The sequence below is a fragment of the Mesorhizobium sp. M7A.F.Ca.CA.002.05.1.1 genome, from assembly GCF_003998335.1.
In the GTDB taxonomy this organism is placed as follows: Bacteria; Pseudomonadota; Alphaproteobacteria; order Rhizobiales; family Rhizobiaceae; genus Mesorhizobium.
Genome location: NZ_RZQI01000131.1, coordinates 1 through 10,122, shown reverse-complemented (window position 1 = coordinate 10,122; position 10,122 = coordinate 1). Strand labels below are relative to the sequence as shown.

Annotated in this window: 13 protein-coding genes; 4 read left to right on the top strand and 9 right to left on the bottom strand. The window is 61.9% G+C overall.

The features are described 5' to 3' along the window. From EN939_RS09520 to EN939_RS09480, 9 genes are all read right to left on the bottom strand, one after another. On the bottom strand, positions 1 to 1,030 hold a 1,030-nt coding region (locus tag EN939_RS09520), incomplete at its 3' end, for an FMN-binding glutamate synthase family protein (protein WP_127267813.1). A gap of 6 nt (positions 1,031 to 1,036) precedes the next feature. Then, a complete protein-coding gene (locus EN939_RS09515; protein WP_027036064.1) occupies positions 1,037 to 1,762 on the bottom strand; it encodes a GXGXG domain-containing protein in 726 nt (241 codons plus the stop codon). 4 nt (positions 1,763 to 1,766) lie between these two features. Further along, positions 1,767 to 2,663 (bottom strand): class II glutamine amidotransferase, encoded by an 897-nt coding sequence (locus tag EN939_RS09510; RefSeq protein ID WP_063167616.1) that lies wholly within the window; start codon positions 2,661 to 2,663, stop codon positions 1,767 to 1,769. 103 nt (positions 2,664 to 2,766) lie between these two features. After that, complete coding sequence (locus tag EN939_RS09505) at positions 2,767 to 3,090, bottom strand: hypothetical protein (RefSeq protein WP_127267812.1); 324 nt, start codon at positions 3,088 to 3,090, stop codon at positions 2,767 to 2,769. Next, on the bottom strand, positions 3,087 to 3,776 hold the full coding sequence (locus tag EN939_RS09500; RefSeq protein WP_164748761.1) for a hypothetical protein: 690 nt from the start codon (positions 3,774 to 3,776) through the stop codon (positions 3,087 to 3,089). Before EN939_RS09500 ends, EN939_RS09505 begins: the two co-directional genes overlap by 4 nt. Before the next feature lie 45 nt (positions 3,777 to 3,821). After that, positions 3,822 to 5,216 (bottom strand): APC family permease, encoded by a 1,395-nt coding sequence (locus EN939_RS09495; protein WP_127267811.1) that lies wholly within the window; start codon positions 5,214 to 5,216, stop codon positions 3,822 to 3,824. Positions 5,217 to 5,230: 14 nt separating this feature from the next. Then, positions 5,231 to 5,392 carry a hypothetical protein gene (locus EN939_RS09490; protein WP_013532900.1) on the bottom strand — a complete coding sequence of 54 codons (162 nt, stop codon included), beginning with the start codon at positions 5,390 to 5,392 and terminating at the stop codon, positions 5,231 to 5,233. Positions 5,393 to 5,428: 36 nt separating this feature from the next. After that, positions 5,429 to 5,806 (bottom strand): hypothetical protein, encoded by a 378-nt coding sequence (locus EN939_RS09485; protein WP_013532899.1) that lies wholly within the window; start codon positions 5,804 to 5,806, stop codon positions 5,429 to 5,431. Positions 5,807 to 5,832: 26 nt separating this feature from the next. Beyond that, entirely contained in the window at positions 5,833 to 6,120 is a 288-nt protein-coding gene (locus EN939_RS09480) for a hypothetical protein (RefSeq protein ID WP_027036059.1), read from the bottom strand. Between the two features lie 286 nt (positions 6,121 to 6,406). Here EN939_RS09480 and EN939_RS09475 point away from each other — a divergent pair, with 286 nt between their 5' ends. The 4 genes from EN939_RS09475 to EN939_RS09460 form a co-directional block, all read left to right on the top strand. Further along, complete coding sequence (locus tag EN939_RS09475; RefSeq protein ID WP_127267810.1) at positions 6,407 to 7,540, top strand: aminomethyltransferase family protein; 1,134 nt, start codon at positions 6,407 to 6,409, stop codon at positions 7,538 to 7,540. 141 nt (positions 7,541 to 7,681) lie between these two features. Further along, positions 7,682 to 8,278: a dimethylamine monooxygenase subunit DmmA family protein gene (locus EN939_RS09470; protein WP_127267809.1), complete on the top strand. Its 597-nt coding sequence runs from the start codon at positions 7,682 to 7,684 to the stop codon at positions 8,276 to 8,278. Continuing rightward, entirely contained in the window at positions 8,275 to 9,240 is a 966-nt protein-coding gene (locus EN939_RS09465) for a PDR/VanB family oxidoreductase (protein ID WP_127267808.1), read from the top strand. The genes EN939_RS09470 and EN939_RS09465 overlap by 4 nt, the downstream gene beginning before the upstream one ends. 91 nt (positions 9,241 to 9,331) lie before the next feature. Beyond that, a partial coding sequence (locus EN939_RS09460) for a heme-dependent oxidative N-demethylase family protein (protein WP_164750926.1) occupies positions 9,332 to 10,122 on the top strand: 791 nt, incomplete at its 3' end.

Genomic DNA, 10,122 nt, shown 5'->3' with positions numbered 1-10,122 from the left:
CGTTATACTCCGCCTCCCAGCGGGGATCGTTGTCGCCGAGCGCGACAAGGGCAGCCGTACCGATCGAGACCGCGTCGACGCCGAGCGCCAGCGCCTTGGCGACATCGGCGCCGTTGCGGATACCACCGGAGACGATCAGCTGCACTTTGCGGTGCATGCCCAGATCCTGCAGCGCCTGCACCGCCGGCCTGATGCAGGCAAGCGTCGGCATACCGACATTTTCGATGAACACTTCCTGGGTGGCGGCGGTGCCGCCCTGCATGCCGTCGACGACAACGACATCGGCGCCGGCCTTCACGGCAAGCGCGGTGTCGTAGTAGGGCCGGGCGCCGCCGACCTTGACGTAGATCGGCTTTTCCCAGTCGGTGATTTCGCGCAGTTCCAGGATCTTGATCTCGAGATCGTCGGGTCCGGTCCAGTCGGGATGGCGCGAGGCCGAGCGCTGGTCGATGCCCTTGGGCAGCGTGCGCATCTCGGCGACGCGGTCGGAAATCTTCTGGCCAAGCAGCATGCCGCCGCCGCCCGGCTTGGCGCCCTGGCCGACGACGACTTCGATCGCATCGGCGCGGCGCAAATCGCGCGGGTTCATGCCGTAGCGCGACGGCAGATATTGATAGACCAGCTGCTTTGAATGGCCGCGCTCTTCCTCGGTCATGCCGCCGTCGCCGGTGGTGGTCGAGGTGCCCGACAGGGTCGCGCCGCGCCCGAGTGCCTCCTTGGCGGGGCCTGACAGCGAGCCGAAGCTCATCCCGGCGATGGTGATCGGGATCTTTAGCTCGATCGGCTTCTTGGCATGGCGAGAGCCGAGCACGACTGATGTGTCGCAGCGCTCGCGATAGCCTTCGAGCGGATAGCGCGAGATCGATGCGCCGAGGAACAGAAGGTCGTCGAAATGCGGCAGCTTGCGCTTGGCGCCGGCGCCGCGGATGTCATAGATGCCGGTCGCTGCGGCACGGCGGATCTCGGAAAGCGTGTAGTCGTCGAAGGTCGCGGATTTGCGCGGCGTCGTCGGCGGGTTGCGATAGGTCATGCTGCCTCAATACGCGTCGGCGTTGTCGATATTGAAATTGTAGAGCGTGCGCGCCGAACCGTAACGCTTGAACTCCGACGGCTTGACGCCGGTGATGCCGGCACGGTCGAGCAGGCCTTGCAGCAATTCCAGATGCTCGGTCCGCATCTCCTTGGCGATGCAGTCGGCACCGAGGCTTTCGACCTTGCCGCGCACGAAGAGCCGCGCCTCGTAAATGGAATCGCCCAGCGCGTCGCCGGCATCGCCCAGCACCACCAGATTGCCCGACTGCGCCATGAAAGCCGACATATGGCCGATATTGCCGTGGACGACGATGTCGATGCCCTTCATCGAAATGCCGCAGCGCGACGAGGCGTTGCCTTCGATGACCAGCAGGCCGCCCTTGCCGGTGGCGCCGGCATATTGGCTGGCGTCGCCTTTGATGGTGATCGAGCCCGACATCATGTTCTCGCCGACGCCGGGGCCTGCCGAGCCATGCACGGTAATGGTGCTGCCGGAATTCATGCCGCCGCAGTAATAACCGACGCTGCCGCGCACATCGATGGCAACAGGCTGGTCGACGCCGACGGCGACCGAATGGCTGCCTTTCGGGTTCAGCACTTCCCATGCCGTTTCGTTCGAGCCCGGCGCCAGATTGTGCAGCGCCTGATTGAGTTCGCGCAGCGACAGCTGGTCGAGATCGAAGACCCGAGGATCGTGTGCCGCAGTCTTTGAAAGCGTGGTTGCGGGCATGAACTCAATGCTCCCAGAAATAGACGGTTGCGGGCTCGGGTTCCCAGACCCTCGCATTGTCTATGCCGGGCAGTTTGGTCAGCGCGCGATATTCCGAGCCGAAGGCGACATACTGGTCGGTTTCGGCCATGACAGCGGGCTTGCAGGCGATCGGGTCGCGCACCACGCCAAAACCGTTCTTGGTGCCGACGACGAAGGTGAAGAAGCCGTCTAGGTCGGAGAGCGTGCCTTCCAGCGCCTCGCCGAGATTCTTGCCATGCGCCATCTGCGACGAGAGATAGGCGGCAGCAACCTCGGTGTCGTTTTCGGTTTCGAACGTCATGCCTTCGCGGATCAGTTCGCGGCGGACATTGTTGTGGTTCGACAGCGAGCCATTGTGCACCAGGCACTGGTCGGCACCGGTCGAGAACGGATGCGCGCCCATCGTCGTCACTGCCGATTCCGTTGCCATGCGGGTATGGCCGATGCCATGCGTTCCGGTCATCTTGCGGACGTCGAAGCGATCGACGACGGCCTCCGGCAGGCCGACTTCCTTGTAGATCTCGACAACGTCGCCGGCGCCCATGATGCGGATGTCGGGGCGCAGCGCCTGGATGGTTTCGCGCGCTTCATCGATCTTGGCCGGCGTGGTCCTGACGACCGCATGGGTGGATTTCACCGCGATCGTCACCGGCGTGCCGATGGCCTTGGCGAGCTCCGCCTCGAGGCCGCGGAAATCGCGGTCGGGCTTGGCGGACTGGATGGTGATCTTGGCCTCATTCTTGGAAGGCGCGCCATAGATGGCGATACCGGCGCTGTCCGGACCGCGGTCGCTGAGGGAGATCAGCATCTGCGACAGCATCGCACCAAGCTGGGGTTCCAGCGACTTGTCCTTCAAAAACAGTCCGACAATTCCACACATGTCAGCCTCCCGATGTTTGTAGCTAAGAGATCGTTTGTAGCTAAGAGAGGATGTATCGAATGAGCTGCACAAATTCAATCGTATGAAAAAAATATTCCTCTAGTTACCTATGCGGCTCAATGCCGCTCTGCGCACTGTCGCCGTCTCGCCGGGCATTGTGAACCCATTTGGCGGAGCGGATGCGGGCGAGCTTGTAGGCGTCGAGAATCGACAAGGCATAGATCAGGAAGCCGCCGGCGTGACGGCCGACGAAGCTGGCATCGGGCGGTGCGATCTTGGCCGTCACCCATGCCAGGATCACCATGAAGAAAAGGAACTGAAGGCCGCGCACCGGCACGCCGAGAATGACGTGCCCGCTTCCCGGCAGCACGATTGCGGCGCCGAGAACCAGATAGGGATTGGTGGGTGCCGTGGTGGGAATGGTCATGCGGCTTGCCGTTCGCTTTTGTTGATGGCGTCGCGAAGCGCCGACACCGACATCAGCAGTCTTTCGATCAGCGCACGATCGAGTGTGGCGTCGCCAAATTCGGCCTGCCGGAACACACCGTAGCGCGCCCGTTCGGCTTCGGCCAGCAGCCACACGATGCGTACCCCTTTCGGGGTGATCAGCAGTTCCTTGGCGCGCCCTTCGGAAAAAATCCCGAGGTGGCCGGCGATGGTCTCCAGTGGGAAGTGGACGCCCCTGCGATCCGTCCGCAACACGGCCTCGGCCGGAAATGCCGAACTCTTCGGCAGCGTGTGGTCGAGATGATCGAAATTGGAGAAGGTCGTCGGCGACCCCGGCCGCATCATCATGTCGAAGGTGCCGGGCACGGCCACCGGCTCGGTGACCGAGATGCTGAGCCAGCGCGCCGGCAGTTTCCGCGTCGCCAGTGTGTCGACGATGGTGCGCACCTGGACGCGTTGGCTGTTCCAGGATCCTTCCCAGGTGATGACGCCGGCGGTGCCGTCCGAGACATTGGCTGCGTCGGCGATGGCTGTGCGGATGCGGTCCTGCTCGACGGCAAGCGCCATCGATGCCCTGTTGCGGCTGGCACGCGCCTGCCAGGCAAGGTGGAGAACGATAGCCAGGACAATGGCTCCGGCCAGCAGTGCTGATGTCAGCTCGGACATTTTCTCATGCCACGCCCATCCAGGATACGGACCGGCCTACTCCCATCAATAACCCTGCGGCTTCGGCCACGGCATGGTGAACTGATCGCCGCGCCGCACGAATTTGTAGCGATAGAAATGGAACCACAGTGAGATCAGGAAATAGAAGGCGACCATGGCGATCAGTTGCGAGCCGAAGCCGAGGAAGATGGCGAAGAAGGTCACCACGCACAGGCAAAACAGCACGATGGCCGGGATCGGGTGGAAGGGGTGCGTGTAGCCGCGGCGGATCGAGCCGAGCGGCCACTTCTTGCGGAACATGATGATGTTGATGCTCATGAACGTGTATTGCAGCACGCCCGACAGGATCGAGAAGGTGATCGCCTGGTTGAGGTCGGCGATGAAGGCGAAGGCCAGCGCGATCGGCAGCAGGAACAGGATCGAACGATAGGGCGTGCGATATCTCGGATGCACGGCCGAGAACCATGTCGGCAGATAGCGGTCGCGGCCGAGCGAGAACCAGGCGCGCGCCGCATCGTTGATGCAGCCATTGGCGGAGGCCATTGCAGCAAGCAGCGTGGCGACGAACAACAGGTTCTCGAGCAGCGGGCTGCCAGTCAGCTTGCCGGCGTCCCACAGCGGATAATAGGTGATGCCGAGATATTCCCATGGCATCATCGAGGCGCAGACATACCAGGTCATGGCGGCGGCGATCAAAAGCGTGATCATGCCGGCCATGGTGCCGTAAGGCAGCGAGCGGGCCGGCGAGCGCACTTCCTCGGCGGCCTGTGTGGTGCCCTCGATCCCGAGATAGTACCAGATGCCGAACTGGAAGGCGGCGATGACGCCAATCCAGCCATAGGGGAGTGCATTGCCTGGCGTGACCAACTCGTTCAGCTTCAGCACGGCGCCTTGCGTCCACGGGCTGACCGAAAAGAACAGGATGACAATCGAGATATAGGCGACCGCTGTGATGACGAAGTTGACATTGAGCGTCATCAGCACGCCGCGATAGTTCAGCCACGCCAGCACGACGATGGTCGCGGCGATGAAGGAATTGTGGGTGAGCCCTTCGACGCCGGCCTTGGCGACGATGGTGTCGCCGAGCAGGATGGCGTCGGACACTTCGAGCATGGTGTAGGCAAAGACCAGGAACAGCGCGACGTTGAACGCCATCAGCGGTCCGACGATGTGCTTTGCCTGCGCATACTGGCCGCCGGCGGCGGCCACGGTCGATGTCACCTCGGAATCGATCATGGCGACCGAGGTGTAGAGCAATCCCACGACCCAGCAGACGATCAGCGCGGCCAGTGCGCCACCCTTGTCCGCCGAGAAATTCCAGCCGGTGAATTCGCCGACCAGGACGATGCCGACGCCGAGCGCCCAGACATGGGCCGGTCCGAGCACGCGCAGGAGTGAAACTCTGTCCCCTTGGGCAGCCGGTTCAAGTGCGATCGTCATTGTTCAATCCTCACTCAGATCCGGTGTTTTTCGGAAGTGGCTTCCAGTTCGCCCTCGCGCGAGGAGGTCAGCACCTCTTCGGAGAAGGTCGTGTCAACCTTGAACCAGTCGTAGAGCATCCACAAAGCGAGCACGATCGAGATGCCCCAGCATGCGTAAGAGAGTGCCACCCACATGATCGTGTCCCCCGAATTAAATCGTCCTCAGAACTCTTACTTGTCGTCGAATTTTTCGTTGATGACGTCGCGATATTCGCGGTCTGATGCACGAAACAGGAAGACGAAATAACCGATCAGCACCGCCGCCATGATGATCAGCGTCGGCCAGTCGATGACATAGTGGAAGCGGTTCTGGATGATGTCGTGCGCGGTCTCGGGCGTATAGCCGAGCTTTTCCCAGATAGACGCCATGGTCGGGTTCTGGCCTAGCGCTTCCCAGGTCTTGGCGTCGAGCGCGTCGATGGATTTCGCCGCGCCGGCGAGGCCCAGCTTGAGCGGTAGCCACAGTGCCACGAAAATGGCGACGACGACGACGGCGATGTCGAAAACCTGCCCGGCCTTGCTTTGTTCCGGCGGCGTGTAGCGGGACATCTCTTCTACCCCTCAGGACTTGCGGTTCAGGACTTGCGGTTGCGGAACGCGTCGGCGTTCTTGATATCGAGCCCGTAGATGAATTCCTTGTCTTCCTTGTAGTGCTTGACCATCGCCAGGATGGCGGCCGTGTTGAAGATCAGCACGGCGGCGGCGGCGATCGCGACCACGGCCTTGATGCCGCTGTGCGGGATGTAGGGCCATGTCATGAGGAGGACGAAGAGGATCGTCGCCCACAGGCAGACGATCAGGAGCGCGGCTCCGCGCACGTCGGAACGATACAGCGCTTCGATGCGCTGTTGCATGTCTGACATCGGTTTCTCCCCTTTTCCGCCGTCCGGTTCCGAATCCCCCGTCCGTCGTCCTCTTTCAACAGAGTGAAATTTTTTTCATAAGTTCTGTCTGAATCCCGCAATTGTCAAGCGCGATTTACGTGGGGTTAACCGTTTGGTTTGCGCGGCGGATTTTGCCTGACAATGAAATTAATTGCTTATGGGTATTGCGGCGCCCGGAGGTTTGCGATCAATATTCGGCCAAAGCTCCCGCCGCTGCGCAGGGGGCAGGGAACAGCAGAGCATTATCGAAACGGAGGACGAGCGGATGACGGCATCCTGGAGATTTTCGACCCTGGCGGATCGGCACCGAGCGCTCGGTTCGAAGCTCGAAGACTGGAGCGGCATGGGAACCGCCTGGACCTACGACAAGGATGCCGACGAGGAGTACATCGCCATCCGCACCAAGGCTGGTCTGATGGATGTCTCCGGCCTCAAGAAGGTCCACATATCAGGGCCGCACGCCTCGCATCTCATCGACCTCGCCACCACACGCGATGTCGAAAAGATCTATCCCGGCAAGTCGGCCTATGCCTGCATGCTGAATGAGGCGGGCAAATTCACCGACGATTGCATCCTCTACCGCACCGGCCCCAACGCTTGGATGGTCGTGCATGGTTCGGGCACCGGCCATGAGGAGTTGCAGCGGGCAGCTATGGGCCGCGACGTCTCGCTGCGCTTCGACGACAATCTGCACGATCTGTCGCTGCAGGGTCCGACAGCAGTCGACTATCTAGCCAAGCATGTGCCGGGCATTCGCGACCTCAACTATTTCCATCACATGCAGACGCAACTGTTCGGCTTGCCCGTCATGATATCGCGCACCGGCTATACCGGCGAGCGCGGCTACGAGATCTTCTGCCGCGGCCAGGATGCCGGCACGATCTGGGACAGGATCCTCGACGAGGGCAAGAGCGCCGGCATCATTCCGTGCCGCTTCACCACGCTCGACATGCTGCGCGTCGAAAGTTATCTGCTCTTCTACCCCTACGACAATTCCCAGAAGTATCCGTTTGAGAACGAAGGCCCGGGCGACACGCTGTGGGAACTCGGCCTCGACTTCACCGTCAGCCCCGGCAAGACCGGCTTTCGCGGCGCCGAGGAGCACTATCGCCTGAAGGGCAAGGAGCGCTTCAAGATCTATGGCGTGCTGCTCGACGGCAAGGAGCCGGCCGATGAAGGAGCGCCGGTCTATCGCGACGGCAAAAAGGTCGGCGTAGTAACCTGTGCCATGTATTCGCCGCTGGTCGAGAAATCGATGGGCATCGCCCGGCTCGACGTGGACTGCGCGGTCAAGGACACCAAGCTCGAAATCCGCAACAAGAGCGGTGCCATCAAGGCGACGGCGCAGCCGCTTCCCTTCGATGATCCCAAGAAGACCAAGCGCGCGGCGAAAGGTTGAGGCATAGTCAACACCGAGGGGTTCGAGCAATTCCAGGAAAGTGTGAAACGGTTTTCCGTCCGGAATTGCGTCGAAGCAAAGAGATAGAGCGGTCCGCCGTTTCTATGAAACGGTGAAGCGCTCGAAGGCACGAAGACATAAATGGCAGCCAAAAGTATCATCAGCCGGCCCGTTTACGGAACCTTGTCTCCGCAACCCGGCAAGCATCATCTTTTCATCGCGGACGCGGAAGGGGCGCTGGCGATAGCGGAGATGGCCGGGAGGGCGCCGCCCGGGTTTTTCGGCGACGCCGAAATCGTCTTCATTCCCGGGCTTGACGGCAAACATGCCGTCGCACTCGAAGCGTTGAAGCCGGCACAGTTCCACCAGGCGCCGTCCTTTGCCAGCCTGCTGCCACGGCTCCGGCAGACACTGGCCAACGCGCATATGGGCTTGCGCCTCTATCTCGCCGGCACGGAGGGCCTGATCGGCCAGGCGATGCAGGTGGCGCTTGAAGCCGGCATCGACCACACTTCGATCCAGACCGAGCACCGCGGCTCGCTGGCGCGGCGCATGCAATGTGTCCATTGCAAGGGCATCACCGAGAATGTGACGACGCAGCCGGCGACCTGCGCGCATTGCGGCCTGCTGCTTCTGGTGCGCGACCATTATTCCAGGCGCATCGCAGCCTTCCAGGGCGTCTGCATCAATGCGGAAGATCGCTCGGAGATTCCTCCGATGGAGGAGATTTTTCGATGAGCACCGGAACAACAAAACTCGATGTCGTTGTCAGCGACGTCGTCCCGGTCAACGACCTCGTCACCCGCTTCCATTTTCGCCGGCGCGACGGGCAGCTTTTGCCGACTTTTTCCGGCGGCGCCCATGTCGTGGTCGAGATGCGCGACGGCGAACGCACCAGGCTCAATCCCTATTCGCTGATGGGCTCGCCGCTCGATACGCGCGAATACACGATCTCGGTGCGGCGCGACGATGTCGGCCGTGGCGGCTCGCTGTTCATGCACCGGAGCGTCAAGCCGGGCATGGAGATGGTGGTCAGCTACCCCGTCAACCTGTTCTCGCTCGACCTGCGCGCCAAAAAGCATCTGATGCTGGCCGGCGGCATCGGCATCACGCCGTTCATGGCGCAGACCGCTCAGCTTGCGGCGGAAGGCGGCAATTTCGAACTGCACTACACCTGCCGCACCGCATCGCTCGGCACCTATGCCGATGTGCTGCGCGAGCGCTACGACCGCCGGGTCAGGCTCTATCATGACGACCTTGAGGAGCGCATCGAACTCGACCGGTTGCTGTCGACACAGCCGCTCGGCACGCATCTCTATGTCTGCGGCCCGGCTGGCATGATCAACTGGGTGCGCGATCGCGCGGCAAGCCTCGGCTGGCCGGCGGAAACCGTGCATTTCGAGCATTTCGCGGCACCTCAACCCGGACTGCCGTTCGACGTGAGGCTTGCCGTCAGCGGCAAGGCGATCCGCGTCGATGAACAGCAGAGCCTCTTGGAAGCGATCGAGGCGGCCGGCGTCGATCCGCCCTATCTCTGCCGTGGCGGCGTCTGCGGCCAGTGCGAGACCAACGTCATCTCTTGCGACGGCAGGTTCATCCACAACGACCACTGGCTGAGCGAGGAAGAGCACCGTTCGGGCAAGAAGATCATGCCGTGCGTGTCGCGCTTCGAAGGCCGGTCGCTGGTCCTGGAACGGTAGAGCATTTTGCAGCCAAGTGGATACACTTGGCGTCGCAGAAATGCGGCTAAAACAAAGAGATAGAGCGGGCAGCCCGCTCTAGGAGAAAATCATGGGCATCACCTTTCGCAAGGAAACGTTCCGCGATGACTTCACCTTCAAGAACAGCCCGGAGCACATAAGGCGCTTCCCGTTCCCGTTCCACGAAGACGCCTACATGTATGCTGTCAACATCGAGCCGCATGTCGTCGGACCCAGGGGCAGCGTGCTGGAAAACCTGATCGACGTCGACGAGCACTATGTCGCCGAGATGCAGGACCGCGCGCTGGTGCTGGCCGAGGATCCGCTGCGCTGCCAGTCGCTGCCGCACATGACGCTGGCCGGCTGGGACCTGCTCGAGCTTTTGATGGAGCAGCAGGCGCTGGGCTATCCCGAGCATTTCACGCTGACCCGCGACGGCGATCGCTGGCGCTGGATCAACCGGCCGCTCGGTATCGACGACACCTTCACTTTCGGCGACACCTCGACGCTGCCTTACGGGCCGATGGAATACATCACCCGGCAGAGCCAGGGCGATTTCTGCATCCTCGACCAGCGCGACGGCAATCTGTGGATGGATGCCGGCATGGTCACCACCCAGGCCGACTGGTCGCTCGATTTCGACATCGGCATGAACTTCTTCGAATGGCATGCGCCGGTGCCGCTGGCGCATGAGAAGGGGATTTTCGTCAGGGCGCTGAAATTCCTCACCAACATCCAGCAAGGCAAGCCGGCTCGACGCCTGAACTGGACGATGACCATCAATCCGCGCCTCGACACCAGCCCCGAGAACTACCACAAATGGGGGCCGGACCGGGCGACGGTGACGCCGGAGAATGTCGGCGACAAGGTGCATCTGCGGGT

Coding starts and splice junctions, on each gene's coding strand:
- EN939_RS09515 (WP_027036064.1), bottom strand. CDS start 1,762: ATGCCCGCAACCACGCTTTCAAAGACTGCGGCACACGATCCTCGGGTC.
- EN939_RS09510 (WP_063167616.1), bottom strand. CDS start 2,663: ATGTGTGGAATTGTCGGACTGTTTTTGAAGGACAAGTCGCTGGAACCC.
- EN939_RS09505 (WP_127267812.1), bottom strand. CDS start 3,090: ATGACCATTCCCACCACGGCACCCACCAATCCCTATCTGGTTCTCGGC.
- EN939_RS09500 (WP_164748761.1), bottom strand. CDS start 3,776: ATGTCCGAGCTGACATCAGCACTGCTGGCCGGAGCCATTGTCCTGGCT.
- EN939_RS09495 (WP_127267811.1), bottom strand. CDS start 5,216: ATGACGATCGCACTTGAACCGGCTGCCCAAGGGGACAGAGTTTCACTC.
- EN939_RS09490 (WP_013532900.1), bottom strand. CDS start 5,392: ATGTGGGTGGCACTCTCTTACGCATGCTGGGGCATCTCGATCGTGCTC.
- EN939_RS09485 (WP_013532899.1), bottom strand. CDS start 5,806: ATGTCCCGCTACACGCCGCCGGAACAAAGCAAGGCCGGGCAGGTTTTC.
- EN939_RS09480 (WP_027036059.1), bottom strand. CDS start 6,120: ATGTCAGACATGCAACAGCGCATCGAAGCGCTGTATCGTTCCGACGTG.
- EN939_RS09475 (WP_127267810.1), top strand. CDS start 6,407: ATGACGGCATCCTGGAGATTTTCGACCCTGGCGGATCGGCACCGAGCG.
- EN939_RS09470 (WP_127267809.1), top strand. CDS start 7,682: ATGGCAGCCAAAAGTATCATCAGCCGGCCCGTTTACGGAACCTTGTCT.
- EN939_RS09465 (WP_127267808.1), top strand. CDS start 8,275: ATGAGCACCGGAACAACAAAACTCGATGTCGTTGTCAGCGACGTCGTC.